Annotated in this window: 28 protein-coding genes and 1 pseudogene; 13 read left to right on the forward strand and 16 right to left on the reverse strand. The window is 60.4% G+C overall.

Going from position 1 to position 26,217, the window contains the following annotated elements:
- The first annotated feature begins 40 nt into the window (after window positions 1-40).
- From hutC to ACP39K_RS10835, 4 genes are all read left to right on the forward strand, one after another.
- Entirely contained in the window at window positions 41-796 is a 756-nt protein-coding gene (gene hutC / locus ACP39K_RS10820) for a histidine utilization transcriptional repressor HutC (protein WP_028128056.1), read from the forward strand.
- Window positions 797-952: 156 nt separating this feature from the next.
- Window positions 953-2,176, forward strand: coding sequence for an imidazolonepropionase (gene hutI, locus ACP39K_RS10825; RefSeq protein ID WP_497008478.1), 1,224 nt, complete (start codon window positions 953-955; stop codon window positions 2,174-2,176).
- Window positions 2,173-2,976, forward strand: coding sequence for an N-formylglutamate deformylase (hutG, locus tag ACP39K_RS10830; RefSeq protein ID WP_016928031.1), 804 nt, complete (start codon window positions 2,173-2,175; stop codon window positions 2,974-2,976). The genes hutI and hutG overlap by 4 nt, the downstream gene beginning before the upstream one ends.
- A 236-nt stretch (window positions 2,977-3,212) precedes the next feature.
- Window positions 3,213-4,748: a serine hydrolase domain-containing protein gene (locus ACP39K_RS10835; RefSeq protein WP_089184512.1), complete on the forward strand. Its 1,536-nt coding sequence runs from the start codon at window positions 3,213-3,215 to the stop codon at window positions 4,746-4,748.
- Window positions 4,749-4,751: 3 nt separating this feature from the next.
- Here the strand turns inward: ACP39K_RS10835 and ACP39K_RS10840 are convergent, their stop codons facing one another.
- On the reverse strand, window positions 4,752-5,282 hold the full coding sequence (locus ACP39K_RS10840; RefSeq protein ID WP_033640575.1) for a chorismate mutase: 531 nt from the start codon (window positions 5,280-5,282) through the stop codon (window positions 4,752-4,754).
- Window positions 5,283-5,396: 114 nt separating this feature from the next.
- Window positions 5,397-5,891 (reverse strand): anti-virulence regulator CigR family protein, encoded by a 495-nt coding sequence (locus tag ACP39K_RS10845; RefSeq protein WP_033640576.1) that lies wholly within the window; start codon window positions 5,889-5,891, stop codon window positions 5,397-5,399.
- A 442-nt stretch (window positions 5,892-6,333) separates the two neighbouring features.
- Between ACP39K_RS10845 and ACP39K_RS10850 the strand changes: the two genes are divergently transcribed.
- Complete coding sequence (locus tag ACP39K_RS10850) at window positions 6,334-6,513, forward strand: hypothetical protein (protein ID WP_025160261.1); 180 nt, start codon at window positions 6,334-6,336, stop codon at window positions 6,511-6,513.
- Between the two features lie 54 nt (window positions 6,514-6,567).
- Here the strand turns inward: ACP39K_RS10850 and ACP39K_RS10855 are convergent, their stop codons facing one another.
- Entirely contained in the window at window positions 6,568-7,449 is an 882-nt protein-coding gene (locus ACP39K_RS10855; RefSeq protein WP_028128054.1) for a nucleoside-specific channel-forming protein Tsx, read from the reverse strand.
- A 354-nt stretch (window positions 7,450-7,803) separates the two neighbouring features.
- On the reverse strand, window positions 7,804-8,445 hold the full coding sequence (locus tag ACP39K_RS10860) for an HD domain-containing protein (protein ID WP_025302558.1): 642 nt from the start codon (window positions 8,443-8,445) through the stop codon (window positions 7,804-7,806).
- A gap of 115 nt (window positions 8,446-8,560) precedes the next feature.
- On the opposite strand from ACP39K_RS10860, the gene ACP39K_RS10865 reads away from it, so the two are divergent.
- Window positions 8,561-9,541: a GlxA family transcriptional regulator gene (locus ACP39K_RS10865; RefSeq protein WP_497008479.1), complete on the forward strand. Its 981-nt coding sequence runs from the start codon at window positions 8,561-8,563 to the stop codon at window positions 9,539-9,541.
- 2 nt (window positions 9,542-9,543) lie between these two features.
- Here ACP39K_RS10865 and ACP39K_RS10870 read toward each other — a convergent pair whose 3' ends face one another.
- The 4 genes from ACP39K_RS10870 to ACP39K_RS10885 all read right to left on the reverse strand — a co-directional run bounded on the left by ACP39K_RS10870 (window position 9,544) and on the right by ACP39K_RS10885 (window position 13,972).
- On the reverse strand, window positions 9,544-9,816 hold the full coding sequence (locus ACP39K_RS10870; protein ID WP_004941292.1) for a hypothetical protein: 273 nt from the start codon (window positions 9,814-9,816) through the stop codon (window positions 9,544-9,546).
- Window positions 9,817-9,889: 73 nt separating this feature from the next.
- Window positions 9,890-10,783 (reverse strand): aromatic amino acid DMT transporter YddG, encoded by an 894-nt coding sequence (gene yddG / locus ACP39K_RS10875; RefSeq protein WP_497008480.1) that lies wholly within the window; start codon window positions 10,781-10,783, stop codon window positions 9,890-9,892.
- Window positions 10,784-10,874: 91 nt separating this feature from the next.
- Window positions 10,875-12,245 carry an APC family permease gene (locus ACP39K_RS10880; protein WP_016928039.1) on the reverse strand — a complete coding sequence of 457 codons (1,371 nt, stop codon included), beginning with the start codon at window positions 12,243-12,245 and terminating at the stop codon, window positions 10,875-10,877.
- Between the two features lie 308 nt (window positions 12,246-12,553).
- Window positions 12,554-13,972 carry a glutamine synthetase family protein gene (locus ACP39K_RS10885; protein ID WP_015377637.1) on the reverse strand — a complete coding sequence of 473 codons (1,419 nt, stop codon included), beginning with the start codon at window positions 13,970-13,972 and terminating at the stop codon, window positions 12,554-12,556.
- A 219-nt stretch (window positions 13,973-14,191) separates the two neighbouring features.
- Between ACP39K_RS10885 and puuD the strand changes: the two genes are divergently transcribed.
- From puuD to ACP39K_RS10905, 4 genes are read left to right on the forward strand one after another with little or no spacing between them, the layout of a single operon-like run.
- Entirely contained in the window at window positions 14,192-14,953 is a 762-nt protein-coding gene (gene puuD / locus ACP39K_RS10890) for a gamma-glutamyl-gamma-aminobutyrate hydrolase (protein ID WP_025302552.1), read from the forward strand.
- Window positions 14,950-15,507, forward strand: coding sequence for an HTH-type transcriptional regulator PuuR (gene puuR / locus ACP39K_RS10895; protein WP_016928041.1), 558 nt, complete (start codon window positions 14,950-14,952; stop codon window positions 15,505-15,507). Before puuD ends, puuR begins: the two co-directional genes overlap by 4 nt.
- 15 nt (window positions 15,508-15,522) lie before the next feature.
- Entirely contained in the window at window positions 15,523-17,019 is a 1,497-nt protein-coding gene (gene puuC / locus ACP39K_RS10900) for an aldehyde dehydrogenase PuuC (RefSeq protein ID WP_497008481.1), read from the forward strand.
- 11 nt (window positions 17,020-17,030) lie between these two features.
- Window positions 17,031-18,311 (forward strand): NAD(P)/FAD-dependent oxidoreductase, encoded by a 1,281-nt coding sequence (locus ACP39K_RS10905; RefSeq protein ID WP_033633265.1) that lies wholly within the window; start codon window positions 17,031-17,033, stop codon window positions 18,309-18,311.
- 44 nt (window positions 18,312-18,355) lie between these two features.
- Here ACP39K_RS10905 and budC read toward each other — a convergent pair whose 3' ends face one another.
- Both budC and ACP39K_RS10915 read right to left on the reverse strand, forming a co-directional pair.
- Window positions 18,356-19,111 (reverse strand): meso-2,3-butanediol dehydrogenase, encoded by a 756-nt coding sequence (budC, locus tag ACP39K_RS10910; RefSeq protein WP_016928044.1) that lies wholly within the window; start codon window positions 19,109-19,111, stop codon window positions 18,356-18,358.
- Window positions 19,112-19,426: 315 nt separating this feature from the next.
- Window positions 19,427-19,855 carry a universal stress protein gene (locus ACP39K_RS10915; protein ID WP_016928045.1) on the reverse strand — a complete coding sequence of 143 codons (429 nt, stop codon included), beginning with the start codon at window positions 19,853-19,855 and terminating at the stop codon, window positions 19,427-19,429.
- Window positions 19,856-20,108: 253 nt separating this feature from the next.
- Here ACP39K_RS10915 and ACP39K_RS10920 point away from each other — a divergent pair, with 253 nt between their 5' ends.
- On the forward strand, window positions 20,109-20,786 hold the full coding sequence (locus ACP39K_RS10920; RefSeq protein ID WP_016928046.1) for an isochorismatase family protein: 678 nt from the start codon (window positions 20,109-20,111) through the stop codon (window positions 20,784-20,786).
- 213 nt (window positions 20,787-20,999) lie between these two features.
- On the opposite strand, the pseudogene ACP39K_RS10925 reads toward ACP39K_RS10920, so the two are convergent.
- A pseudogene (locus tag ACP39K_RS10925) lies at window positions 21,000-21,078 on the reverse strand.
- 114 nt (window positions 21,079-21,192) lie between these two features.
- Window positions 21,193-21,405, reverse strand: a complete 213-nt coding sequence (gene cspE / locus ACP39K_RS10930) for a transcription antiterminator/RNA stability regulator CspE (protein WP_016928047.1) — start codon at window positions 21,403-21,405, stop codon at window positions 21,193-21,195.
- Window positions 21,406-21,963: 558 nt separating this feature from the next.
- Between cspE and ACP39K_RS10935 the strand changes: the two genes are divergently transcribed.
- Window positions 21,964-22,365 (forward strand): hypothetical protein, encoded by a 402-nt coding sequence (locus ACP39K_RS10935; RefSeq protein ID WP_332103070.1) that lies wholly within the window; start codon window positions 21,964-21,966, stop codon window positions 22,363-22,365.
- An 8-nt stretch (window positions 22,366-22,373) separates the two neighbouring features.
- Here ACP39K_RS10935 and ACP39K_RS10940 read toward each other — a convergent pair whose 3' ends face one another.
- From ACP39K_RS10940 to ACP39K_RS10950, 3 genes are all read right to left on the reverse strand, one after another.
- Window positions 22,374-23,018, reverse strand: coding sequence for a Qnr family pentapeptide repeat protein (locus ACP39K_RS10940; protein WP_497008483.1), 645 nt, complete (start codon window positions 23,016-23,018; stop codon window positions 22,374-22,376).
- A 74-nt stretch (window positions 23,019-23,092) separates the two neighbouring features.
- The gene (locus ACP39K_RS10945) at window positions 23,093-24,166 is read right to left on the reverse strand and encodes an SMP-30/gluconolactonase/LRE family protein (RefSeq protein ID WP_497008484.1); all 1,074 of its coding nucleotides are present in this window, start codon (window positions 24,164-24,166) and stop codon (window positions 23,093-23,095) included.
- 152 nt (window positions 24,167-24,318) lie between these two features.
- Window positions 24,319-24,528, reverse strand: coding sequence for a hypothetical protein (locus ACP39K_RS10950; protein WP_004941260.1), 210 nt, complete (start codon window positions 24,526-24,528; stop codon window positions 24,319-24,321).
- Between the two features lie 141 nt (window positions 24,529-24,669).
- Here ACP39K_RS10950 and ACP39K_RS10955 point away from each other — a divergent pair, with 141 nt between their 5' ends.
- Window positions 24,670-25,020 carry a GFA family protein gene (locus ACP39K_RS10955; RefSeq protein WP_016928050.1) on the forward strand — a complete coding sequence of 117 codons (351 nt, stop codon included), beginning with the start codon at window positions 24,670-24,672 and terminating at the stop codon, window positions 25,018-25,020.
- 13 nt (window positions 25,021-25,033) lie between these two features.
- On the opposite strand, the gene ACP39K_RS10960 is transcribed toward ACP39K_RS10955, so the two are convergent.
- Window positions 25,034-26,206, reverse strand: a complete 1,173-nt coding sequence (locus ACP39K_RS10960) for a Gfo/Idh/MocA family protein (RefSeq protein ID WP_497008485.1) — start codon at window positions 26,204-26,206, stop codon at window positions 25,034-25,036.
- Window positions 26,207-26,217 lie beyond the last annotated feature (11 nt).

A 26,217-nucleotide genomic window follows, 5' to 3' on the forward strand; every position in this document is an offset into this window, starting at 1 on the left:
AACTGGTGTTATTATTTTTTTATTTGACGAGGTTAACGTCGTGGCTGAACAACAGACCGTGTTACAACTGGCGGCTGCAATGAGCGATGCCCCCGCCCCGATCTACCAACGGGTCAAACAGGCGATCGTGAATCAAATCCGTGCGGGGCATTGGCAACCGCACCAGCGCGTGCCCTCCGAAAGTGAACTGGTGGCGGAACTGGGCGTCAGCCGCATGACCATCAACCGCGCGCTGCGCGAGCTGACCAGCGAAGGTTTTTTGATTCGCATGCAGGGCGTCGGCACCTTCGTTGCCGAAGCCAAGGCGCATACCGCACTGCTGGAAGTGCACAACATCGCCGATGAGATCGCCGCGCGAGGTCATCACCACAGCAGTAAAATCCTCGAGCTGAAGGCCCGCCCGGCCAGCGAGGAAGAAGCGACGGCGCTGGGCATTCAGCCCGGCCAACGGCTGTTCTACTCCCAGATCGTGCATTACGAAAACGACGTGCCGGTGCAGGTGGAAGACCGCTGCGTCAACCCACTGGTGGCGCCGGATTACCTGAAGCAGGATTTCGACCGCGTCACGCCCTATACCTATCTGACGCAGGCCGCGCCGCTGACCGCCGGCGAACACATCGTCGAAGCGGTGATCCCCACCCGGCGCGAGCGCGAGCTGCTGCAGCTGGAGGACCACGAACCCGGCCTGCTGATCCATCGCCGCACCTGGTCCGGCAAAACCGTGGTCACCTCGGCCCGGCTGCTGTACCCCGGCAGCCGTTATCAACTGTTCGGCCGCTTCACCAGCGAAGTCTGATCCCCGGAGGGCGCCCCTGCGCCCGCATCTCCGCGGTCGATCACATCCTGATAACAAAATCTCTCCCGCCTCTTGTGACATCCCGGTGAATGCGTTAGGTTGTTTTTAATTGTATATACAACCATGTGGGAGCTGCGGCTCCGGCGGAGGAAAGCAATGACGTCTGAGATTCACTGTGACAGCCTGTGGCACGGCGCCGATATCGTCACCATGCGCGACGGCAAATATCACACCCTGACCGACGGCGCGATCGCCGTGCGCGACGGCAAGATCGTCTGGATTGGCGAACATGCGGCGTTGCCGCCCGGCCTGATCGCGGACGAAACGGTGAAATTCGACGGCGGCATCGTCACCCCCGGCTTTGTTGACTGCCACACGCACCTGGTGTTCGGCGGCGACCGCAGCGGCGAGTTCGAACAGCGGCTGAACGGCGTAAGCTACGCCGACATCGCCGCACAGGGCGGCGGCATTATCTCCACCGTGAAAGCCACCCGCGAGGCCGACGAAGCGCTGCTGCTGGAGCAAGCGCTGTTCCGCCTGCGGCCGCTGCTGGCGGAAGGCGTCACCTGCGTGGAGATCAAGTCCGGCTATGGCCTCAGCCCGGAGAGCGAACTGAAAATGTTGCGGGTGGCGCGCAAGTTGGGCGAGCTGCTGCCGGTCGAGGTGAAAACCACCTGTCTGGCGGCCCATGCGCTGCCGCCGGAATACGCCAACCGCGCCGACGACTACATCAATCTGGTCTGCGACACCATCATCCCGCAGGCGGCCGCCGCCGGCCTGGCGGATGCGGTCGACGCCTTCTGCGAGCATCTGGCGTTCTCACCGGCGCAGGTGGAGCGAGTCTTCGCCGCCGCCGAAGCCGCCGGTTTGCCGGTCAAGCTGCACGCCGAGCAGCTCTCCGCCCTCGGCGGCAGCACGCTGGCGGCGCGCCACCACGCGCTCTCCGCCGACCACCTCGAATACGCCACCGAGCAAGACGCCCGCGCCATGGGCGACGCCGGCACCGTGGCGGTGCTGCTGCCCGGCGCCTATTACCTGCTGCGCGAAACCCAGTGCCCGCCGGTAGCGCTGTTCCGCAAGCACCACGTGGCGATGGCGATCGCCAGCGACGCCAACCCCGGCACCTCGCCGGCGCTGTCGCTGCGCCTGATGATCAACATGGCCTGCACGCTGTTCCGCCTGACGCCGGAAGAAGCGCTGGCGGGCGTTACCACCCACGCCGCCAAAGCGCTGGGGCTGCAACACAGCCACGGCACGCTGGAAACCGGCAAGGTGGCGGACTTCGTTCACTGGCCGCTGTCGCGGCCGGCGGAACTGGCTTATTGGTTGGGCGGTCAACTGCCCTGTACGGTGATTTTCCGAGGAGAAGTACGTCAATGACCATTCGCGATCCTTTTAGCTTCCAGACCGGCAGCCTGCCGCTGCTGATCAGCATTCCGCACGCCGGCACGCAACTGACGCCGGCGGTCGAGGCCGGGCTGACCGACGACGCTCGCCCGCTGCCCGATACCGACTGGCACATTCCGCAGCTGTACGACTTCGCCCGGGCGATGGGCGCCAGCGTGCTGGTCGGCAACTATTCGCGCTTCGTCATCGATTTGAACCGCCCGGCGGACGACAAGCCGCTGTACACCACCGCCACCACCGGCCTGTATCCCGACGTGCTGTTCGACGGCCGCCCAAGCTTCCTGCCGGGCAAAGCGCCGACGGACGAAGAACGCGCCGCCTACCTGCAGCAAATTTGGCAACCTTATCATCAGCAGCTGCAGAACGAACTGGCGCGCCTCAAAGCGCGCCACGGCTATGCGCTGCTGTTCGATGCGCACTCCATCGCCTCAGTGATCCCGCGGCTGTTCGACGGCCAACTGCCGGATCTCAATCTCGGCACCAACGGCGGTGAAAGCTGCGCCCAGGCGCTGAGCGATCGGCTGGTCGCCTGCTGCGAGCAGCAACAGCAGTACACCCACGTGCTGAACGGTCGCTTTAAGGGCGGTTATATCACCCGCGCCTATGGTCAGCCGCAGCAACAACAGCATGCGATCCAGCTCGAACTGGCGCAGGTCAACTACATGTCCGAACAGTATCCTTTCGCGTTCGAGCCCCAGCGCGCCGCCTCGCTGCAGCGCCTGCTCAAGCAGATGATTGAAAGCCTGTTGGACGGCGCCGCCAGACTGAATTGATCCCCCTTAACAGGCGCCGCCGCGCGCCTGTTTTTCTCCCGCCTCTAACCGCAACGCCAGCAGCAATCTGCGCGCTATATCAAAGTTTCGCGTGATTCCCCGCTAACTGGTCTAAACAGCGCACAAAACAGCGGCCGACGAAAAACGCACTGCGCCACAATCAGCCCAAAAGCCCGCGCTCAGCGCCGGGCGGCGTGTGGCCAGCTGGCCCGTTTCGAATACTCTCTGGAGGCCCTATGTCTGTAACACCGTTAAACTGGCGCGCTGCCGGCGCCTTGGCCGAACAACTGCTGGCCGGCTGGCAACGGCATGGCGAACCCGGCGGCGCCATCACCCTGTTTGACGCCCAACAACGCCGCGCCACCGCCTGCGCCGGCCTGGCCGATCTGGCGCAGAACACCCCCTTCACCGCCGACAGCGTGGTGCGTTATGCTTCAGTGACCAAGCATATCTTCGCCGCGCTGGCGCTGAACGCCACCGATCGCGCCATTCGGCTGGAGCAACGTCTGGGTGAACTGCTCCCCGCCCTGCAGCCCGCGTTGGCGGACGTTACCGTCGGCCAGGCGCTGGACATGACCGGCGGCCTGCCCGACGTGCGCGAGACGCTCGGCCTGCTGGGCATCTCGCTGCACGCCGTCAGCGAGGCGCAGCCGGTGATGCGGTTTGTCGAGGGGCTGGAGAAATTGAACTACGAAGCCGGCAGCGAGATCGCCTACAGCAATACCGGCTATCGGCTGCTGGAGGCCGCGCTGCGCAGCAAAGGGTATGATTTCGACCAACTGGTGCAACAGCACATCGCCCGGCCGCTGCAGGTGCAGATGCGGGCGCCGGAAAGCTGGTTCGATGTGGTGCCGGGATTGGTGCCGGGTTACTGGCGTGCGCCGCAGGGCTGGCAACACGCCAGCGCCGGCCTGCACCTTTCCGCCTCCGGCAGCCTGACCGGCAGCCTCAACGCCCTCACCCGCTGGCTGCAGACGCTGCTGGCCGACCAGGGCCCCGGCCAGGGCGTGCTGGCGCAACTCAGTGCACCGCGCCGCCTCAATCAGGGCCAGCTCAGCGCCTATGGCCTGGGTCTGGCGCAGACCCCGCTGGGCCGCCGCCGCTTGTTCGGCCACGGCGGTTCCCACGCCGGTTACAAAACCTATTTCCTGCTGGCGCCCGACCGTCAGGCCGGCGTCGCGCTGGTGGCCAATCGCGAAGATTGCGACAGTTTCGGGATGGCTTTGCAGGTGATGGCGGCGCTGCTCGGCGAACCGCTGCCGCAGCGCAGCACGGCGATCCCCGACGGCCTCTACGCCACGCTGGCGGAGCCGCACTGGCTGGAGGTCAAAGACGGCAACCTGGCCTATCTGGGCAGCGATGAACCGCTGTATCAGGGCGAGGACGGGTACGCAGTGTCGCTGTCCGCCCATATGCCGCTCAAATTGAAATGGACCGGTGAAGCGATCGAGGGCGAAGTCGGACATGTGGCGCGCCGTTTTCTGCCGGTCACGGCCAACGGCGACTGCCTGAAGCATGTGCAGGGGCTGTGGTATCACCCGCACTATCGCACCGCCTTTGAAATTCGCGGCGATCGGGTGCATATCGGCGTCGGTCCGGCGGCGCAAACCGGCACGCTCAGCCCGCTCGGCCAGGGCCGCATGCTGGTGGAGTGCCAGGACGGCCCGTGGTTAAAACGCTTTTGCCTCTATTTCCGCGGTTACAACGTGGATCTCATCGCCAACCGCAGCCGGATGCTGACCTTCCGCCGCAGCACCGTCGGCCGCGACTGACGCTCAGCGTGCGCTGCCGGTTTTGACGGCCAGCAGCGCATCCGCCAGCCGCCGCTTGTCGGCGGCGCTGAGATTCACCTGATCCACCGACGCCATAAACGCCGCCCGATCCGCCTCGCCGAGCGGGCCGGCACGCAGCCGCTCCGCCAGGCGTTGCAATATCTGGCTGCTCAGTTGCGCGATCTGCGGGCGCACCTGCGCCAACGGCCGCGGCTGCCAGCCGGGCTCCGGGCTCGCCAGCCAGTCGGCGCGATAGCGGTACTGAATCGCCTTGGCGGCGTCCATCTGCGCGGCGATAAAAGGCCGCACCGACGCCGGCTCCAGCCCCAAACGCCCCGCCTCCGCCTGCGCGCTGGCCAACACCTTCGCCTCCTGCGCCAGGTCTTCGATCGGTAAATGCTGCTGCGCCTTGTAACCGGCAACGTCTTTCATCAACGACAGCCGTTGGTTCACCAGCTCGCCGATGGCGGCGGCGCCGTCTGCCAACGCCGGAAAACTGGTCAAACAGCAGGCTATCAATAACGCCCTGAACATGGCGCCTCCCTTATGATGCAGTGAAAATGTCAGGCCCAAAGTTCACCACGTCCGCCCCGCGCTGGCAAATAAAAAGGCCCCGCCGCAGCGAGGCCCGATAACGCCCGACAAACGTTAGTCGAAAACGCCATTGATCACGGAGGCCACAATCGCGGTGCTGAGTGCGACCAGCACCAGGTCGTCGCCGGCGATACGCCACTCATAACCCGGGTACTGCGGCAACTCACGCAGCATTGAGTAAGGCACCACTTTTTTGGCGATACCCGGCGGCAGCGGTTTACCGCGCGCCAGATTTTTGGCGATGCCCGGTGGCAGCGAGCTGTAGCCGGTCAGGCCATAGTTGTGCGCCAGCGAACGGGCGCGGTCGCGCGAGAGGCTGACGGAGACCAGATTATCGTCGTTCCTATAGCCGCCTTTATCTTTATTGCCTTTGTTGCCGTGATTGCCGTTGTTGCCATGGTTACCGTTATTGCCGTGATTGCCGCTGTTACCATGGCCGTTACCGTTGCCGTTACCATTGCCGCCTTTGTCGGCCAAGGCCGGGGCGGATGACAACCCCAGCGATGCAATCAGCGCCAACACCGTGAGAGTCGTACGACGTTTGTTCATGTTGTGTATTCCTGCGTGGGTGACTCTGTTGACTATAGCTAGCCTTTTCCAGACAAAGTATAAGGAAAACTCCGAGATAACGGTGCGCTTTTACGGCATTCGCTTTCAAACCTTGTCTCAACGCAAAATGCCTCGAGAATGCCGATGCTTGTCTCAGATTTTTCTTGAAGAAAAATAAGCCTTACGCTAGCGTGGGAAGGTAACAAAAAAGAGTTAGCGTGCTCTTTTTCGTCGCACCTCAAATCTTATTCTTATCATCCATAATGATAATAGCGAACATTTCCCGCCTCTCCGTGCGGGATTCTTTTTCACACCGCTGTCGCCCCAATCTGGTGCTTTATGTTGAGATTTGGTTGCCGATAATTTACATTCGCTGTCTGAGAAACCTCAACCTCCCGCGGTGGCCAGGCTGGCAACGGGTGGGCGTTCAGGAGCAAAAGACGTGCAAATGACCCTCATGGAATACATCACTCGGCACTTTAATGGCGATCTTCATCGGTACGCGCAGTCGGAAGGCGTCAGCCGTGAACAAATCATTAGTTGGATAAATAATGAATGTCACGTGATCAAAGGCAGACTGTTTATGCCGGTGAAGCATCTCCCGGTTGAACAAGCCCAGTGATGACGAAAAAAAACCCCGCCAGGCGGGGTTTTCTGTTTCTGATAGCACGGAAAATCAGAAGTTATAGCCGACCACGAGGTAATAACCCCAACCGGTAGACTTGATCGGGCCCTGCGGGGTGCCGATATCCGCGCCATCCTGCCACTGACCGCCGTTGTGGAAATAACGCGCCACGAAAGAATAGTGCCAGTGATCGTAGTTCAGCGCCAAAATATGGCTGGAGGCGATCGAGTTGCTGGTGCGCACCTGTTTGCCGGTGCCGTCAACCCAATGGCTGTCCTTGCCCAGATCGGAACCGAAGTCGAAGTTGGTGAAGCCGATGTAGCTCAGGTTGCCGCCCCACACCTGGGTCAGCGGCACGAAGTATTTCACCTTAAAGCGGTAACCGTCCCAGCTGTTCTCGTTGGCGGCCTGGTAGTTTTCCCACTGGTATTTGGCATAGATGTTCATCGACAGGCTCATCGGCAGACCGGTGTCGATATCGGTGCCCAGACCCATGTACCAGGTGTTTTGACGGCCATCGGCGTTGTGGCCCAGATCATAGATGTAGTTGTTGGCGAAGTACCACTCTTTGAACGGACCGAAGCTCAGATCGGTGCCGGTGAGTTTGTCGATGGAGAAACGCGGTTCAATCTCCATAAACATCGGGGAGCCTTTGTCCCAGATGCCGCGATCCGGGGTATTGCCCACGCCGAAGAATTTCGGCACGTCAACGTAACCGTAGAAATCGAACCAGTCTTTCTTGGCGAAGGCTTCGTATTCGAGATACACGTCGTTATTCAGCTGCGGCCCGAAGCGGGTGTGGTAGCTGCCCACCACGTTGACGCTCTGGTGCCACCAGTCGGAGACATATTGACTGTCTTTGCTATCAGCCATTGATGATGCACTGTAAGACGCTGCGAGCAGTACACCTGCTGCGAGAGCTATTTTTTTCATTTTATTACCACATGCTTAAAGGGCCATTTCCTGCCCGTTTAGAAAAGATGACAATGAGTCTGCCGACACCTGGCGTTGTCTTCACACAGAAACTCGGATGACGCGCGCATTATAGAAACCACTGACTGTAAGAATCTGTGATCCAGTTACGCATTTCGCGAATAGGTAATCGATTGCGTTCACATTTGTCAAATTATGTTTCATGCAAATTCACATTCGCTGTGATTTTTGTCATGCACCGCGTCTTTTAGCGCAGTTTTTGAGCCAACTTTCATCAACCGGCAATGAAGAGGAGTACGGCATTCAAGCGGGAAATGCCGGCGAAAACTCGCCGGCGAGAGAAGCGGCAGCCAATCACGCTGGCCACATCGAACGACGAATGAGGCTGCAAAAATTACCGCGAACAAAGCTCGGTTCCTTATCCGCCAGCACGTCCGCTTTGACGTTGCCGAAGGTGCTGTCCGGCTTATGTCGAATCCCGTCGTAAAACGCCTGAATAATCGCTTCCTTGAAGTTTGCCCCGCGGGGATGCAACTCCACTACCTGCTCTCGCAGCGCCGCGTCATAGCCCTGGTAATTGATCCCTAACACATCCATCTCTACCCCCGCGGTCACCAGCGCAATCAGCGGGTGCATGTATTCCGGGATCCCCGGCGTGGTGTGTAACGCGATCGCCGTCCATACCCGATCGATATCCTGACGGCTGACCCCGTGCCCGCGTAAAAACTCGGCCGCCGCATCGGCGCCATCCACTTCGAAACGTTTGTCGCAGCTGCAGTGATCGTGCGTCAGTCCCATATCGTGAAACAGGCAGCCGACGTACAGCAGTTCAGGATCGTAAACCAGCTTGCGCTGCTGCCCCGCCAGCGCCGCCCAGTAATACACCCGGCTGGAGTGGTGAAACAGCAGATCTGATTCGGTGTCGCGCACTAACTCGGTCGCCTGACGCGCCATCGCGCTATCCGGCACGCTGATGCCGTTGATGGTTAAACTCATAACTTGATTCTCCCGTTGTCTGGAACCCGGTTAGATTAGGCGTTACACTGAATGTCCTCAATTACCATTAATCAACGATTGGGGACATCCCCCATCCATCGGGATATCGCATGCCATGAGTAAAACCATCGCTATTCTCGCCGTGCCACAGGTGCAGCTGCTGGACGTTTCCGGTCCGCTGGATGTTTTCGCCGAGGCCAATCTGCAAGCCGGCTATGCCGCCTATCATCTGCAGGTAGTCGGAAAGACGCTGGCGCCGATCGTGTCCTCATCCGGCGTCAAACTCGTGCCGGATCTCGCCATCACCCAATGGCGTGAACAGGCGATCGACACGTTGCTCATCGCCGGTGCACCGGGTATCGCCGACGGCGAAAGCGAAACACGCACGCTGGACTGGCTACGCAGAGTGGTACCCCGCACTCGCCGCTACGGCTCGGTGTGCAGCGGCGCTTTTCTGCTGGCGGAGGCCGGCCTGTTGGATGGGCGGCAAATCACCACCCACTGGGCGGTAGCCGATCAATTGTGTCGCCGCTATCCTCAAGTCACGGTGGATAAAGACGCCATTTATGTGCGTGACGGGCGCCTGCAGACTGCCGCTGGCGTGACCTCAGGGCTGGATCTGGCGCTGATAATGGTGGAAGACGATTTAGGGCGTGAGATCGCGCAGCGGGTCGCGGCCCAGCTGGTGATGTTTTTCCGCCGTCCCGGCGGGCAGATGCAATTCAGCTATCGGGAACAGGCGACCCTGGCCGGGCGCTCAATGCTGCAGGAAGTGCAACGCTGGGCGATAGACAATATCGGGTTACCGCACAACGTAGCCAGCCTGGCGGAACGCGTCGGCGTCACCCCGCGGCATTTCAGCAGGCTGTTCGGCAACGAGGTCGGCACCTCTCCCGCTAAATGGCTCGAGGAAGCCCGCATCGCCGAAGCGCGCAGGTTATTGGAACTCGGCGTATTGGCGCCAAAACAGGTGGCGGCGCATTGCGGTTTTTCCAGTGCAGAGCTGATGCGGCGGGCATTTATCCGCCGGCTGGGGGTAACGCCGGCGGACTATCGAAAAATGTTTCTCGGTAAACAACTGCGGCGCGAAAGCTGAGATCAGTTTACCGCCGGCACCGCCTTGGCGATGTTTTCCTGGCGGAACGCCACCTCTTCGCCGTTTTTCACCTCCCAACTGGCGACCGGAATATCGGTCTTGGGCGCCGCCGCGACGACCGAGCCGTAAATCAGCTTATCGTCGCGGCGCAAAATATAAACGTCGAGCTGATATTCATGTCGCAAATTCGCCGTGGTCAGGCGAACGGTATCGCCGCGCTCATAGTGATGCACGTCGATTTCAGGCTGTTGAATAAATTGAATGTCGCTTCTCATCGTCGTCGTTCCTTCAGGCAACATGGCTAGTTAAATTCTAGTTCAACATTGCGACGACAGCGGATAATTTCCGTTAATTTCCGCGAGTTGCCCGCCAACAGATCAGCGAGCCGAGTGTGACCATCGCTACGCCCTGCCAGAAACTGGCGGTCAGCGAGGTGTGCAGCACCAGCGCGGCGAACACCGCCGAGAGCACCGGGGTAAAATAGGAGACGGTGGCCAGCAGCGTCATGTTGCCGTGCAGAATGCCGACGTTCCAGGCGGCATACCCCGCCCCCATCGCCACCCCGGCGCACAGCAGCGTCACGGTCACGCCGGCGCTGAACTGCATGCCGCTTTCCGCGCTGAAGGCGTACTTCAGCCACAGCGCCAGCGCGGTCAGCGCGATAAACAGCACCACGCCGTTGCTGCCCCGGGCAATCTTCTTGGTCAGGTTGCAATACAGCGCCCAAATCACCGCGCCGCTGAAGGCCAGCGCGTAGCTGAGCGGGTTGCTGCGCACATTGGCCAGCATCTGCGCCGGTGACCAGCCGCCCTCGCCGCTCATGATCCAGCCGATGCCGAACAGCGACAGCAGCAGCCCCGGCAGCAGCCACCATTTCGCCTTTTGGCCGTTGATCGCCAGCGCCATCAGCACGGTGAAACAGGGCCACAGGTAGTTGATTATGCCCACTTCTATCGCCTGCAGGCGGGTATTGGCGTAGCCGAGCGACAGCGACAGACAGATCTCGTAACTGACGAACAGCAGGCTGCCGACGATGAGATAAGGCCGCGGAAAGCTGCGCCATTTCGGCACGCCGAGCGCCACCAGCAAAAACACCGCGCTGACGCTGTAGATCATCGCCGCACCGCCGATCGGCCCCAGCCCTTCGCTGACGCTGCGAATCAGGCCGACCACGCTGCTCCACAGCATAATGGCCAATAAACCGAACAACGTGGCGCGGGTACGCGAGGGCAAAGCGGGCATAAGGCAGGTCCAATAGGTTATTTTTTATCAGGTTTTTCACTCTACTGCCGCACGTGCCAAAAAGAAAGGCGGGAAACTCCCGCCTGTGAATTTATTGCTGTGGTTGCCGCTCCAACTGCGGCGGCGGCTGGCGAAAGCGTCGGGTCAGCCAGGCCAAATAGCCGAAGCCCAGCGTCGCCCAGATAAGCCCCATGGTCAGCGAGCTTTTCTCCAGGTTCAGCCACAGCACCCCCACCGTCAGCGCCCCCACCAACGGCAGGAACAGGAAGTTGAAGCGATCCTTCCAGCTTTTGTTGCGCCCTTCGCGAATAAAGAAGTGGCTGATCACCGACAGGTTAACGAAGGTAAAGGCCACCAGCGCGCCGAAGTTGATCAGCGCCGTGGCGGTCACCAGATCGAACGACAGCGCCGACAACGCCACCAGCCCGACCATCAGTACGTTCAGCGCCGGCGTGCGCCATTTGGGGTGGATATAGCCGAAGAATTTCTCCGGGAACACATTGTCACGCCCCATCACGTACAGCAGGCGCGACACGCTGGCGTGCGACGCCAGGCCGGAGGCCAGCGTATTGATAAAGGTCACGCACAGGAAGATCGATTGGAACAGCTTGCCGCCGACGTACAGCGCAATCTCCGGCAGTGCGGCGTCGGGCTGGTGAAAGCGTTGAATGGTCGGGAAAAACAGCTGGATAAAGAACGACACGCTGATAAAGATCACCCCGCCGTACAGCGCGGTCAGGAAGATGGCGCGCGGGATCACCTTGGCGGCGTCGGGCGTCTCCTCGCACAGCGTGGTGACCGCGTCAAAACCGAGGAACGAGAAGCACAGGATGGTCGCGCCGGTAATGATCGGCAGCAGGTGCGCATTCTCGCTGAGGAACGGCCGCAGGCTCCACACCGTGCCCATCCCCTCGCCGTTGTGCAGGCCACGCACCACCAGGTAGATAAATACCAGAATGATCGCCACCTGCGCCAGCACGAACAGGGTGTTGAAGTTGGCCACCAGATTGACGCTTTTCAGGTTGATGGCGGTAATCAGGATCACGAAGCCCACCACCCACACCCAGGGTGGCACTTCCGGAAACAGCGCGGTCAGGTAAATCTTCGCCAGCAGCGTATTGATCATCGGCAGGAACAGATAATCAAGCAGCGATGACCACCCCACCAGAAAACCGACGTGCGGGTTAATCGCCTTCTGCGCATAGGTGTAGGCGGAACCGGCGGTGGGAAACTGGCGCACCAGTTTGCCGTAGCTGATGGCGGTGAACAACACGCCGGCCAGCGCCAGCAGATAGGAGGTCGGCACATGGCCGTCGGTAAGGCCAGAGACGATGCCGAAGGTATCGAACACCGTCATCGGCGTCAGATAGGCCAGGCCCATCATCACCACCTGCCACAGCTTGAGGGATTTGCGCAGTTGCGGTTTGCCCGCCGGACCGCCGTCGATGGTTTTAATCGTCATGGCGTTTCCCCTTTTGGTCCTCTGCTGTCAACCGTGCAACGTCATTCAGAGAGGCCGCGGGGAAACTGCTGCTCAGGCGGCGGGGAAAGCGGGTTGGGGTCACTGTCGGGCGGCCGGCGACCGGCCCGTAGGCACTGCGGCACAGGCAAACGTCTGCGCATGGGAATGGCTGAGTCATGGTTATTTCCTCGTCGGCGTCCTGTACGCCGTGATAGAAGAAATGCTGTACCGCAGCGCGCAGCCTCACGGGCTACAGGAGAGCCGATGAAATGCGCCGCGCGCGCGCGGTAGTCGTTGGGTGAGCGGGATCAGGCGTTTTTCAGCATCCACTCGATTTCGGTTTCGGTGATCAGGCGCTCGAACTGCACCAGCTCGTCGGTTTTGCAGGCCAGGTAGACATGGCTGAAGCGTTCGCCCAGCAACGCATTGAGCACCGGCTGATGTTCGAACTCGTACAGCGCGTCGCTCTGGCGGATCGGGAACGGCAGCCCGTCCTGCTCCAGCCCGTTGCCGGTCACCGGCTCAGGCAGCGGCAATGCGGTTTCCAGGCCGTAGACGATGCCGGCCAGAATGGTCGCCATCACCAGATACGGGTTGGCGTCGGCGCCCGCCACGCGATACTCCACGCGGTGGTTGTCGCGATCGCCGCAGGGAATGCGCAGCGCCACGGTGCGGTTGTTATGCCCCCAGGAAGCCTGGGTCGGCACATACATGCCGGGCTGGAAACGGCGATAGGCGTTGACGTTCGGCGCCAGCAGCGCCATCGAGGACGGCATCAGGGCGATCATGCCCGCCAGCGCCTGTTTCAGCAGCGCCGAATCCTCGCCGTCGTCGTCGGCGAACACATTGTCGCCTTGCGCATTCAGCATGCTGATGTGCACGTGCATACCGCTGCCGGCGTGCTCTTCATACGGCTTGGCCATAAAGGTGGCCTGCATGTTGTGGTTCTCGGCCACCATGCGCACCAGCCGTTTCAGCGCCAGCGCATGGTCGCAGGCCTGCAGCACATCATCGGTATGGTGCAGGTTGACTTCGAACTGCCCCGGCGACGCCTCCGCCACCGCGCCGTCCGCCGGAATGCCCTGTAAACGCGCCAGCTCGTCGATTTCGCTCAGCACATCGGCGAAATGGTTCAGGTTATCGACGGAGTACACCTGGCTTTGGGTGTTGCGCTCCTGGGTTCCCGGCGCGCACGGCGGCTGCAGATAGCCTTCCGCGTCGCGTTGACGATCGATGAGATAGAACTCCAACTCTACCGCTACCACGGGGGAAAGCCCGCGCTGACGCAAACGCTGCCATACTCGGTTCAGCACATTGCGCGGTTCAACGTCAAAGGGAGTGCCATCTTCATCCAGCATGGTGAGCAGCACCTGCGCGATATATTGCGGGTCCGCCGCCGACGGCGTCAGCGTGCCCGGCACCGGCACGCACACGTGATCCGGCTCGCCCAACTCCTGTCCCAGCCCGGCCTCTTCCACCACGTTGCCGAGAATATCCATCGCAAATACCGACGCCGGGAAGTAACAGCCCTTCTCCAGTTTGTTCAGGCCGCCGACCGGGATGCGTTTGCCGCGGAAGCTGCCGTTCAGATCGGTCAACAGTACGTCGACATGTTGGGTTAACGGATAACGTTCCAAATACTTCTTCACTTCGCGCTGGAACGCGCTACTTCGTCTCTCTTCACTGTGCTGAACAAAGTTTTCCACTTCTACGATGTTGGTCTGCATGGTTCACCCGCCGTTTGTGTTTTGCTGTCGTCGATGTTTATTGACCGTATTGTTCAATATAATGCCCACAAATGAAACGTAGATGAAACAAATTTGTTTTGCAAGTGTTACTTTTGGTTTGAATATTGCCCAATCGACTGCTAGATTTATAGAATATTGAACGAAATCGGCGGTGGAGAAGCTTATCGTTCATAATTTCGAACGTACCAAGGGGATAGAATGGACAATATATTTAACAGACCAGTCATTGGCGTCGTCATGTGCAGGTATAGGTTAAACGGGCACCTCACACAGACCTTGCAAGAAAAGTACCTGAATGCCGTTATCACCGCCGGCGGCTTGCCGATCGCCCTGCCGCACGCGCTGGCGGAGCCGGAAATGCTGGCGGAACTGCTGCCGCGCCTCGACGGCATTTTGCTGCCGGGCAGCCCCAGTAATGTGCAGCCGCACCTTTATGGTGAAAACGGCGATGAGCCTGACGCCGATCCTGGCCGAGACGCGTTGAGCCTGGCGCTGATCCGCCAGGCATTCGACAGGCGCATTCCCCTTTTCGCCATTTGCCGCGGCATGCAGGAAATGGTGGTCGCCACTCAAGGCACCCTGCATCGCCGCCTGTATGAACTGCCCGAGCTGCTGGAGCATCGTGAAGATCACGACCTGCCGCTGGAACAGCAATACGCCCCCGCCCACGAGGTCATCGTTCAGGAAGGGGGGCTGCTTTCGCAACTGATACCGGATTGCAACAGATTCTGGGTGAACTCGCTGCACGGCCAGGGCGCCAAAACCCTGGGCGCGAGCGTGCGCATCGAGGCGCACGCCGCTGACGGGCTGGTGGAGGCGATCAGCGTGCGCGATCAGCCCTTCGCGCTCGGCGTGCAGTGGCACCCGGAGTGGAACAGCGACGAGTACGCCCTGTCGCGCCTGTTGTTTGATGGTTTCATCACCGCCTGTCGGAACTATCAAAAGGAAAAACGCCCATGAGCGACGTCAGCTTGGCACCGGGAAAACGTCTGTCGCAGATCCGTCAACAATTAGGGTTGTCGCAGCGCCGGGTCGCCGAACTGTCTGGGTTAACCCACAGCGCCATCAGTACTATCGAGCAAGACAAGGTCAGCCCGGCCATCAGCACGCTGCAAAAGCTGCTGACGGTGTACGGTCTGTCGCTGTCGGCGTTTTTCGCCGAGCCGGAAAAACCGGCTGAGCCGCAGATCGTGATAGACAGCGACGACCTGATCGAAATCGGCAGCCAGGGCGTTTCGATGAAGCTGATCCACAACGGCGACCCGAACCGCACGCTGGCGATGATGATCGAGACCTACGAACCGGGCACCACCACCGGCGAGCGCATCAAACACCAAGGGGAAGAGATCGGCACGCTGCTGGAAGGCGAAGTGGTGCTGCAGGTCAACGGCCAGAGCTATCACCTGCTGGCCGGGCAGAGCTACGCCATCAATACCGGCATTCCCCACAGTTTCAGCAACACGTCGGCGCGCATTTGCCGGATTATCAGCGCCCATACGCCGACGACATTCTGATCAACGGAGCCAGGCATGAACTTTCACCATTTGCAGTATTGGCAACAACGGGCGCAGGCCCTGAAGATTGAGCACCAGCTGTTTATCGACGGCCGCTACCAGCCGGCCGCCGCGGGGAAACGTTTCGCCGTCGAAGATCCCGCCGGTCGCCGTGAGCTGGCGCAGGTCGCGCGCGGCGAAGCCGCCGACATCGATCGGGCGGTCAGCGCGGCGCGCGCCGCCTTTGAACGCGGCGACTGGGCCCAGGCCGCCCCGGCGCAGCGCAAAACCACGCTGCTGCGCTTCGCCGATCTGATGGAACAGCATCATGAAGAGCTGGCGCTGCTGGAAACGCTGGACACCGGCAAACCCATTCGTCACAGCCTGCGCGACGACGTGCCGGGCGCCATCCGCTGCATCCGCTGGTACGCCGAAGCGATCGATAAGGTGTACGGCGAAATCGCCCCCACCGGTCGCGAGGCGCTGGCGCTGATCGAGCGCGAGCCGATCGGCGTGGTCGGCGCCATCGTGCCCTGGAACTTCCCGCTGCTGCTGGCCTGCTGGAAACTCGGCCCGGCGCTGGCCGCCGGCAACAGCGTGGTGCTTAAACCCTCCGAAAAATCGCCGCTGAGCGCCATCCTGCTCGGCAAATTGGCTCAGCAGGCCGGACTGCCGGACGGCGTGCTGAACGTGGTGCCCGGCTATGGCCACGACGCCGGCAAGGCGCTGGCGCTGCACCGCGACGTCGACGCCCTCACCTTTACCGGCTCTACGCTGGTGGCGAAACAGCTGATGATTTACGCCGGCGAATCGAACATGAAGCGCGTCTGGCTGGAGGCCGGCGGCAAAAGCGCCAACATCGTCTTCGCCGACTGCCCGGATCTGGATCAGGCCGCCCGCTGCGCCGCCGCCGGCATCTTCTATAATCAGGGGCAGGTATGCATCGCCGGCACTCGCCTGCTGGTCGAAGCGAGCATTGAGCAAGCGTTCCTGCAGGCGCTGCGCAAACACGCGGCGACCTTCATGCCCGGCGATCCGCTCGATCCCGACACGGTGATGGGCACGCTGATCGACAGCGGCCACTGCGAGAAAGTGGCCGGCTATATCGATCGGGGGCTGAGCCAGGGCGCCGCGCTGTTCCTCGACGGGCGCGACCATCCGCAGGGCGACCACGCCGGCTATCTGGGGCCGACCATCCTCACCCAGGTGGACAATGCCATGAGCGTGGCGCGCGATGAAATCTTCGGCCCGGTGTTAGCGGTGACCGCCTTCGACGACGAGCAACAGGTGCTGCAGCTGGCCAACGACAGCGACTACGGCCTCGGCGCCGCGGTCTGGACCCGCGATCTGGCGCGCGCGCACCGCATGGCGCGCCAACTGAAGGCCGGCACGGTGTTCGTCAACAACTACAACGACGGCGACATGACCGTGCCGTTCGGCGGCTACAAGCAGAGCGGCAACGGCCGCGACAAATCGCTGCATGCGCTGGACAAATTCACCGAATTGAAAACCACCTGGATCTCGCTGGAATAAGGGCTTATCTCATGACTGAACACGTAAAAAGCTACTATGCGGCCACGGCCAACGCACATCAGCCCTATCCGCAACTGAATGAATCGATCGAATGCGACGTCTGCGTGATCGGCGGCGGCTATACCGGCCTCTCCTCCGCGCTGTTCCTGGTGGAAGCCGGTTACGACGTGGTGGTGCTGGAAGCGGCGCGCATCGGTTTCGGCGCCAGCGGCCGCAACGGCGGCCAGTTGGTCAACTCTTACAGCCGCGACATCGATGTGATTGAAGAGCGTTACGGCGCGGAAAGCGCCCGCCTGCTCGGCAGCATGATGTTCGAAGGCGCGGAGATCATTCGCAGCCGCATCAGCCGCTACGCCATCGACTGCGACTACCGTCCCGGCGGCATCTTCGCCGCCCTGAACAACAAGCAGTTTCATGCACTGATCGAGCAAAAGCGCAACTGGGAGCGCTATGGCAATACCCAGCTCGAGCTGCTCGATGCGGATCGGGTGCGCCAGGAGGTCGCCAGCGATCGCTACGTCGGCGCGCTGCTCGATCACAGCGGCGGTCACATCCATCCGCTTAATCTGGCGCTGGGCGAGGCCGAGGCGATCCGCCTGCAGGGCGGGCGCATCTTCGAGCAATCGGCGGTGACGAACATTCGCCACGGCGAACCGGCGCTCATCAGCACCGCCAATGGCCAGGTGAAGGCGCGTTTCGTCATCGTCGCCGGCAACGCCTATCTGGGCGATAAGCTGGAGCCGCGGCTGGCCAAGCGCAGCATGCCGTGCGGCACTCAGGTGGTGACCACTGAACCGCTGGCGCCGGAGATCGCGCAGGCGCTGATCCCGCAGAACTACTGCGTGGAGGACTGCAACTACCTGCTGGATTACTACCGCATCACCGCCGATCATCGTCTGCTGTACGGCGGCGGCGTGGTGTACGGCGCGCGCGATCCGGACGACATCGACAACCTGATCCGGCCGAAGCTGCTGAAGACCTTCCCGCAGCTGAAAGGGGTGCGTATCGACTATCGTTGGACCGGCAACTTCCTGCTGACGCTGTCGCGCATGCCGCAGTTCGGCCGGCTGGAGAATAACGTGTACTACATGCAGGGGTACAGCGGCCACGGCGTGACCTGCACCCATCTGGCGGGCAAGCTGATCGCCGAGCTGATGCGCGGCGACGCCGAACGCTTCGACGCCTTCGCTAAGCTGCCGCACCTGCCGTTCTTCGGCGGACGCAATCTGCAGATCCCGTTCACCGCCATCGGCGCGGCCTACTACACGCTGCGCGACCGCATCGGCGTCTAAAAACAACAGGCCCGGTCATCCTGGCCGGGCCTGTGCGTTAACGCTTAGACGATCTTCGGTTGGCCGTCCGAGGCGGTCGCCCCGCCATCGACCGGAATGTTGGCGCCATTGATAAAGCTGGCGTCGTCGCTGGCCAGGAACGCCATCACCGCCGCCACCTCTTCCGGCTCTGCCGCACGCCCCAGCGCGATGCGCTCATTGAACTTGTCGCGGATCTCCTGCGGCCAGCCATTGGTCATGTTGGTTTTGACCAGGCTCGGGCAGACCGAGTTGATGCGCACGCCGTCACCGCCGTGATCGAGCGCCATGGCGCGCGTCAGGTTGACCACCGCGCCTTTCGCCGCGCAGTAATAGGCCGCGCCCCAGTCGCCGCCCAGGCCGGACACCGACGCGGTATTGACGATGCAGCCCTTGGTCTTCAGCAGGTGCGGCAAGGCGAATTTGGAGCAGAACACCACGCCGTCAATATCAACCCCGGCGATGCGACGCCAGTCGTCGATGCTGGTTTCCAGCACGCTGCCCGCCACATGCACGCCGGCATTGTTCAGCAAGACGTCGATGCGGCCCAGTTTTTCCGCCACCTCGTTCATCATTTTTTCAACCGCGACGTGATCGGACACATCGATATGCACCGCCATCGCTCGGCCCTTCGGCAGCGAAGCGGCGACCTTGTCTACCGCTTCCTTGGCCCAGTCGGCCAGCACCACGATCGCGCCCTCGGCTGAGAAACGCCGCGCCGCCGCTTCCCCCATGCCATTGCCTGCACCGGTGATAACCACGACTTTATTGTCAAAACGCATGAGACCTCCTCCATGTGAACGTATTTATATAAGTCATACAAATCTCATTACCCCGAGGATAAGGCGCCCCTCCGCGGAGAGCCAGTCAAAACGTGCGGTTTATTAACCCAAATGAGGTATGGCAGTGATTTCAATGCGCTGGATTAACCTTTATCGGATTTTGGCCAACATATTGATGGAGAAAATAAAATTGCGGTCAGTCACTATTTTTCGGGCGGATTGTCAGCAAGCGGGATTATTGCAGGTATGCGGTTATCTTCACCCAGAGAAAAGCGATGCGAATGGAAAACGGCAGCCGCCCGCAGGCGGCCGCGACTATTTTTTCTCGATGGGGACAACCAGCAGATCGACCTTCAGTTCGTTGATCGCCTGGCGCGCCGAAGAAACCAGCCGGCTCCAGACATCGTGGTGGTGGCCGAAGATCACCAGGTCGAACCCTTTTTCCTTCGCCACCCGGTTCAACTCTTCCGTCAACGCGCCGCGGCTGACGATCACCTCTTCGACCGGATAGGACGACTGCCCTTTGATCGCATTGAGCATATTCTTCACCCGCTCCGAAAATGTGCGATCGGTGTAGTTGTAATCTCCCACGCCCAGATCGACGTAATAACCGGCTCGATGAATGTCGATATAGATCAGGGAAAGTTTGGCATTGAGCGCGGCGGCCAGTCTGGCGCCCTTGCCCAGCAGGAACTCGGCGTCTTCGCTGAGATCCGTGGCGACAACGATATGCCGATAAGCCATGATGGCGGCCCTCCTCGTCAGATCCGTAAACAGGATGGCGCTCCTTGCCGCATGTTTCTCATGCACCTTAAGTTTAGCCCAGCGCCGGCCCCCTCGCCTGCTGCAGTGTCGTTCCATTTATGGAACGATGTATCCCGACTTCAGGCTCTACCGGATTTCTCTCTCGGCCCTACACTGTAAGCAAGTGCTGAGTTTCAGCCTTATCAATCAAAGAAGATACCTACTGACCTCACGACGAGAAAAGGAAAACACCATGAGCACTCCAGCCAACTTCAACGGCCAGCGTCCTGTTATTGATGCTAATGACGCAGTCATGCTCCTGATTGACCACCAGAGCGGCCTGTTCCAGACCGTCGCCGATATGCCGATGACCGAACTGCGCGCCCGCGCCGCCGCCCTGGCCAGCATCGCCACCCTCAGCAAACTGCCGGTGATCACCACCGCCTCGGTGCCGCAGGGCCCCAACGGCCCGCTGATCCCGGAAATTCACCAGAATGCGCCGCACGCGCAATACGTCGCCCGTAAAGGGGAAATCAACGCCTGGGACAACCCGGACTTTGTGGCGGCGGTCAAGGCCACCGGCCGCAAGACCCTGATCATCGCCGGCACCATCACCAGCGTCTGCATGGCCTTCCCGTCCATCAGCGCAGTGGCCGAAGGCTATAAAGTTTTCGCGGTGATCGACGCCTCCGGCACCTACTCAAAAATGGCGCAGGAAATCACCCTGGCGCGCGTGGTGCAGGCCGGCGTGGTGCCGATCGACACCGCCGGCGTGGCCTCGGAGCTGCAGGGCAGCTGGAACCGCGCCGACGCTCAGCAATGGGCCGAGGTTTACACCAAAATCTTCCCAGCCTATCAGTTGCTGATCGAGAGCTACCTCAAGGCGCAGGACGTGGTGAAAAACAACGAACTACTGGACTCGCAGCGTTAAGATCGCGGGCATAAAAAACCCCGGCCAAGGCCGGGGCTATTAATCGTGTGCCGGTGACTTTCCCGGCTGTCATGTTATGGCGTAAGCGTCCATCCCACACTCCAACATTACGCAGCCTAAGCGCGACTTTTTCACAACAGAAAAATAGACTGAAACGCGGCGTTATTAATTCTGCGGCAATCTATTTTTCTGTTGCCAATAATCATTAATTATTGGAACGTCATCGAGGAATCGAACCCCAGTCCGCCAACGAATAATTTCGCTGCCGCTCTTCCTGCTGAGCTAATGACGTATCGAGAAAGACTCCGGGCGAACCCGGAGTTTATTCAGGCTGAGGATTTCATTGCTTAACTGCTCCGGCTTAAACCATCATCGCTGTCGTAAGAAATTGCACCTCGGCCGAAAATTATAACGCGACCACGTTGCCGGCAGAAGGCCCCTTCATGCCATTTTCGATAGTGAACTCAACCTGTTGGCCTTCGTCCAGCGTTTTGAAATCGTTGCTCTGGATAGCGGAGAAGTGTACAAACACGTCTTTGCCACCGTCTGCCGGGGTGATAAAGCCAAAGCCTTTACCTGCATCAAACCATTTTACCAAACCCGTCATTTTATTGGTCATAGAGATATTTCCTTTATATTTTTGCGACGCCATAGGGCGATAGAGGTCTGTTTTTATTGGAAACTTATGGGGCACTAGAGAAGAGAATTCGCGGAAGAAGAGGTATCTGAGGGATATCGCTAATACTGAGAACTGCTTTACTAAAACTGCTTTCATAAGGTCTGAACTACAAACCGATGACGCTATTTACACACAGCTAAATTATTTAAGCAAGATATATTTTAAATTATATTCATATGGCTCATAAATTTATTACCGCAAAGGACCGCCTGCATCTGCCGCCAGCTCAGGGTTATCTGCGCGGCGTTCGGGGTGAAAAATAACGAACGATTGGACTCGCCGCGCCGGGGCCGATCATGAACGCGCAAACAGCCGCCGATTCCGCGTTCTGCTCTTCCCTTCACGCGAAACCACTCCCTGCTATAACACTGAAGAAAACCGCTTAATCGTCATGAAAGAGAAACAAAAGCTTAATAAATCAATCTGTTCTCGACACTGGTGCATTATCGTTGTTAGGATAATTATTTTACTTTACAGGAAATGACCTCAAGGATGGCTATGATGGGCAAAAGAACACTGACGCTAGCTGCACTGACGCTCAGTTTGGCAGGCTGCCAGCCGGCACCACCAAGCTATGTGGAAAACGCGAATGCCTTGATTGCCAAACAAATCAGCGCAATTAGCTCGCAAACGGCGCAGTGCAAATTTGCCCAAGACGGGCACTATTGGATTTCGGCTTGCTCATTGGGTAACGCGCGCGACACGCCGGTGTTCGCCCTGTTCGAACAGGAAGGCGTCATGCAGGCCAACGACAATCTGGCGATCGCCGTCGTGCCGCTCAACGAGCAGGCTCGCCACCTCTCACAGGATCCCCGCTTCACTATCCCGGTAATGCAACGCCGTATTCCCGTGGACGCAGAGAAAGCCTCCAATCGCTTATTTGCCCAACCGTCGCGTTAGCCATTCCCTTAGCCGATGATTGCGATCCCCAGCCGCTCCAGCAGCTGCGCGGCCTGGTGGCTGTCCATTTTGACGCCCTGCAGATCGGTGGTGCGCAAATCCAACTCGCCCAGTTCCGCGTTGCTCAAATCACACTGGGTGACATCGGCGGCACGCCAGTCGAAACCGGAGAATTCGCCGCCGGACAGATCGGAACCGCTGAAACTGGCGCCGAACACCTGCGCACCGTGCCAGCGGTTTTCCCACAGCTCGCATTTCTCCAGCACCACCTTGGCGAAGTTGGCATAGCTCAGGTTGCTTTTGGTGATATAGGCGCTGCAAAACCAGGTGCGGCTGGTGATCATGTTCATAAAGCTGGCGCCGCGAAAATCGGCGCCCTGCGCGCGGCATTCGCGGATCTCCACCCCCAGAGCGCTGGCATGGCGGAAGTCGGCCATCGACAAATCGCAGCTTCTGAAGCTGGCGTCTTTCAGTATCGCGCGGCTGAAATTGCCGCCCTGTCGGCTGTCGCGATCGTAAAACTGGCAGCCGATAAACTCGGTACCGGTCAGATCGGCGCCCGAAAAATCGCACAGCATAAAGATGCCGTTTTCAATCTTCTCGCCGGTAAAGCGGTTACGGTCAATCTTTTCACCCTTCAACATCAGACTCATCGCAGCACACCTGTTTATTTATACAGTCAGTGCGCATTTAATCCTATTCCGGCGCGGTTGGCAATCGCCGTCGATCAGCGGCCATCCGCCGCGGCCGGTTCGAACGCCACCTTGACGATACTGAACGTCTTGGTACTTTCCGCCTGAGCGACGTCGGCAAACAGCCGGGGGTAACGGGAGTTGACGACCCACACTTCGCCATCCCGCAGCGCGGCGCCGGTCGGCCCATCCAATCCCGGCGGCGCGGCGACCGCGGCGATACGCGCGCTGGCCCAGCCGTCGGTCGAGGAGAGCAGTGACACGTCGCCGGACATGCTCCCCTTTTCACCCGGAAAAGACTGTACGATCACCAATTCATGGGCGTTTTTGAGCCGCAGCCCATCCGGCCCTTTCAGCCGCTGCGGCAGCCTGATTTCACTGACCGCCGGCGCGTTCTCCAACGTCACCTTCCACAGCAGCCCGCGGGTGTAGTCCGCGGCAATCAGGTAGCCATCCGGGTGATACACCACGCCATTGAGATAAGGCCGCGTGCCCTGCGCAGCGGCGGGTGCGTCGGCCGGCATCAAGCGCGCTGAGCGCACCAAAATCGACGCCTGGCGCGTTGTCCGGTCGATCTTGTAAATCTGCGGCTGGAAGCTGTCGGTCACGTAGATATTGCCCTGCGCGTCGAGCGTCAGATCGTTGGGCAGCGTCGGCCCATGACTTAGCGATGAAAGATCGTACGTCTGCTGCAGCGCGCCGGTATCGAGATTGAACTCCAGCACCTGCGCCACGCGATTGCGCGTGCTAGCGGCAGAGTTGCGGGACACGCCCACGTCTTCGTTGCACACCAGCACCCGGTTGCGCTCGGCGTCCACCAGCATGCCGGAGGTGGTGATAAGCCCCTTGCCGGTGGAAAACCGCCGATAGCGGCCATCCGGGTAGACCAGGCCAAGCTGCCCGCCGCGCAGAGAGGAAATCAGGAACGCACCGGCACGTGCATTCCAGGCGATGCCCTCAGGGTAGGCGCCGGCGGCGTCCGGCGAAAACTCGATGCGTTGCGTGGCCTGCGCCTGCATAACGCCGCTGAACAACAGCGCTGCGCCGGCCAACTGGGTGACGCGTCGGCGGCGCGGCAATAAGAAAGAAAAGAAGCTGAAGCGGAACATGAGCATGACCCTGATGAGGACTCGGATCGCTAGAGTAGGATCGCGCCGCTCACGGCACCAGCCAGGAAAAAGGCAATGCGCCACTAAAAAAATCGCAGTAATCAGCGCAAAAAAAACCGCCCGAGACGGGCGGTTGACGTGACGGCGAACCGTTACTTCAGGGCTTCCTGAATGGCGTCGGCCATCGGGCCGATGTGCTTTTCCGCCGCCTTCAGCTGGAAGTCCACGCCGTTGCCGTCGTTGGTATCCGACAGCGTGGCCTTGATCAGTTCCAGCGCCGCCTGCACCGCCACCAGCCGTTTGTGCTGTTCGTCCGTGACCGGTTCGGCGCCCATATTGGCCGGATAGTAATGTTCTAACATCGCGATCTCCTTTTGATGACGTTAACCTCTAACCTAACAGAAAACCGTGCATTTACTAAGGAAACCAGGCCGGGCACGGCCGAGTGACGATAAATTGCACTATACTGGGCAAACACTCTCCCCTGTTACAGGATCATCGCCATGTCATTCCAGGGAAGCTGCCACTGCGGCGCCGTCACCTTTACCGTGGACGCCGAACTGCCGACCGAAGCCCTCAGCTGCAACTGTTCGATTTGCCGCCGCAAAGGGCTGCTGCTGTCGTTCTTCCCCATCAGCGCTTTCACGCTCAACAGCGGTCAGGACCAGCTCAGCACCTACACTTTCAATCACCACAGGATCCGCCATCAGTTCTGCCGAGTCTGCGGAGCCCAGCCCTTCGCCTACGGCACCGCGCCAGACGGCGCCGCGATGTGCGCCGTTAACCTGCGTTGCGTGCCGGACGTCGCGCTGGATGCGTTACAGATCCACAGCTACGACGGGGCCAGCGTCTGAGCGAATCGCTCGCTCAGTCGAAGGCGACCCAGCCGGCGTCGGTTTCGGCGGATTGCACGCAGCGCGCCACCCACTTCACGCCCAGCGAGCCAGCCTGCACGTCCGGGTACCAGAAGTCGGCCAGAAAGGCTGCGTCGCGCCGATCGGTGGCGTCCATCGCCAGCGCGAAGCGGCGGTAGAGATTCGACCACGCTTCAAACAGCCCCTCCGCATGGCCGCCGCCGATGCGATCATCCGCCAGCGCCGACGCGGCGAGATACGGCATGCCGCGCTCCAGGATCCGCACCGGCTCGCCCTGCACTTCGAAGCGCAGCTGATTGGGTTGTTCATCCCACCACTCCAGGCTGGCCTTTTCACCGACAATGCGCACCTTTTGGCCGTGCATCGAACCGCAGTTGACCGCCGAAGCCCACACGGAGCCGACGGCGCCGTTGTGATACTCCATCAGCACATAGGCATTGTCCTCCAACGGCGCGCGCGACGGCACAAAGCTTTGCCGGCTGCAGATCAGCCGCCGGATCTTCAACTGCGGCGCCATGGTTTCCGCCAGGAACAGCGTGTGGGTCGCCAGATCGCCCAGCACATAGCTGGGGCCGACAAAGCGCGGATCGACCCGCCAGCGAGTGCTGGGATTATCCTGCTCCACCGGCGCGGCGTGAAAGCCGTGGGCGAACTGCATATTCACCAGCCGAATTTCCCCCAGCCGGCCATCGGCAATCATCTGCCGGGCCTGCAAAATCATCTGGTGCCCGGCATAGCCGTAGGTCACGCCGATGACTTTGCGCTGCCGCTCGCACAGCGCCGCCAGCGCCTGCGCCTCTTCGACGCTGAAACACAGCGGCTTCTCGCATACCACGTGCAATCCCGCCTCCAGCACCGCCCGGCAAATGGCGTAATGGGTGTTGTTCGGCGTGGCGATCGAGACCGCTTCGATGCCGTCCGCCCGCGCGGCTTCGGCGCGGAACATCTCGGCATAATCCGCATAACAGCGCTCCGCCGCCACGCCCAGACTCCGGCCAAAATCACGCCCGCGTTCGGTGTCAATGTCGAACGCGCCGGCCAACAGAGTAAACGCGCCGTCGCGCAAGGCCGCCGAACGGTGGATGTAACCGATCTGGCTGGTGCCACCGCCGCCGACCATGCCCCAGCGCAACGATCTCGCCAAAGGTTTGCTGCCGTTGATCATCGTGTTTCTCC

This window comes from Serratia sp. EC4, from assembly GCF_059652115.1.

What these genes read in the sequence shown, in the direction of transcription:
- cspE (WP_016928047.1), bottom strand. Translation starts at nt 21,405, where the DNA reads ATGACCAATAAAATGACGGGTTTGGTAAAATGGTTTGATGCAGGTAAA.
- ACP39K_RS10860 (WP_025302558.1), bottom strand. Translation starts at nt 8,445, where the DNA reads ATGAGTTTAACCATCAACGGCATCAGCGTGCCGGATAGCGCGATGGCG.
- budC (WP_016928044.1), bottom strand. Translation starts at nt 19,111, where the DNA reads ATGCGTTTTGACAATAAAGTCGTGGTTATCACCGGTGCAGGCAATGGC.
- ACP39K_RS10940 (WP_497008483.1), bottom strand. Translation starts at nt 23,018, where the DNA reads ATGAGTCTGATGTTGAAGGGTGAAAAGATTGACCGTAACCGCTTTACC.
- ACP39K_RS10845 (WP_033640576.1), bottom strand. Translation starts at nt 5,891, where the DNA reads ATGAACAAACGTCGTACGACTCTCACGGTGTTGGCGCTGATTGCATCG.
- ACP39K_RS10915 (WP_016928045.1), bottom strand. Translation starts at nt 19,855, where the DNA reads ATGGCTTATCGGCATATCGTTGTCGCCACGGATCTCAGCGAAGACGCC.
- ACP39K_RS10950 (WP_004941260.1), bottom strand. Translation starts at nt 24,528, where the DNA reads ATGTTAGAACATTACTATCCGGCCAATATGGGCGCCGAACCGGTCACG.
- ACP39K_RS10880 (WP_016928039.1), bottom strand. Translation starts at nt 12,245, where the DNA reads ATGACGATTAAAACCATCGACGGCGGTCCGGCGGGCAAACCGCAACTG.
- ACP39K_RS10935 (WP_332103070.1), top strand. Translation starts at nt 21,964, where the DNA reads ATGATGGGCAAAAGAACACTGACGCTAGCTGCACTGACGCTCAGTTTG.
- ACP39K_RS10835 (WP_089184512.1), top strand. Translation starts at nt 3,213, where the DNA reads ATGTCTGTAACACCGTTAAACTGGCGCGCTGCCGGCGCCTTGGCCGAA.
- puuD (WP_025302552.1), top strand. Translation starts at nt 14,192, where the DNA reads ATGGACAATATATTTAACAGACCAGTCATTGGCGTCGTCATGTGCAGG.
- ACP39K_RS10960 (WP_497008485.1), bottom strand. Translation starts at nt 26,206, where the DNA reads ATGATCAACGGCAGCAAACCTTTGGCGAGATCGTTGCGCTGGGGCATG.
- ACP39K_RS10905 (WP_033633265.1), top strand. Translation starts at nt 17,031, where the DNA reads ATGACTGAACACGTAAAAAGCTACTATGCGGCCACGGCCAACGCACAT.
- yddG (WP_497008480.1), bottom strand. Translation starts at nt 10,783, where the DNA reads ATGCCCGCTTTGCCCTCGCGTACCCGCGCCACGTTGTTCGGTTTATTG.
- ACP39K_RS10855 (WP_028128054.1), bottom strand. Translation starts at nt 7,449, where the DNA reads ATGAAAAAAATAGCTCTCGCAGCAGGTGTACTGCTCGCAGCGTCTTAC.
- ACP39K_RS10865 (WP_497008479.1), top strand. Translation starts at nt 8,561, where the DNA reads ATGAGTAAAACCATCGCTATTCTCGCCGTGCCACAGGTGCAGCTGCTG.
- hutG (WP_016928031.1), top strand. Translation starts at nt 2,173, where the DNA reads ATGACCATTCGCGATCCTTTTAGCTTCCAGACCGGCAGCCTGCCGCTG.
- ACP39K_RS10840 (WP_033640575.1), bottom strand. Translation starts at nt 5,282, where the DNA reads ATGTTCAGGGCGTTATTGATAGCCTGCTGTTTGACCAGTTTTCCGGCG.
- ACP39K_RS10955 (WP_016928050.1), top strand. Translation starts at nt 24,670, where the DNA reads ATGTCATTCCAGGGAAGCTGCCACTGCGGCGCCGTCACCTTTACCGTG.
- ACP39K_RS10945 (WP_497008484.1), bottom strand. Translation starts at nt 24,166, where the DNA reads ATGTTCCGCTTCAGCTTCTTTTCTTTCTTATTGCCGCGCCGCCGACGC.
- ACP39K_RS10885 (WP_015377637.1), bottom strand. Translation starts at nt 13,972, where the DNA reads ATGCAGACCAACATCGTAGAAGTGGAAAACTTTGTTCAGCACAGTGAA.
- puuC (WP_497008481.1), top strand. Translation starts at nt 15,523, where the DNA reads ATGAACTTTCACCATTTGCAGTATTGGCAACAACGGGCGCAGGCCCTG.
- puuR (WP_016928041.1), top strand. Translation starts at nt 14,950, where the DNA reads ATGAGCGACGTCAGCTTGGCACCGGGAAAACGTCTGTCGCAGATCCGT.
- hutI (WP_497008478.1), top strand. Translation starts at nt 953, where the DNA reads ATGACGTCTGAGATTCACTGTGACAGCCTGTGGCACGGCGCCGATATC.
- ACP39K_RS10920 (WP_016928046.1), top strand. Translation starts at nt 20,109, where the DNA reads ATGAGCACTCCAGCCAACTTCAACGGCCAGCGTCCTGTTATTGATGCT.
- ACP39K_RS10870 (WP_004941292.1), bottom strand. Translation starts at nt 9,816, where the DNA reads ATGAGAAGCGACATTCAATTTATTCAACAGCCTGAAATCGACGTGCAT.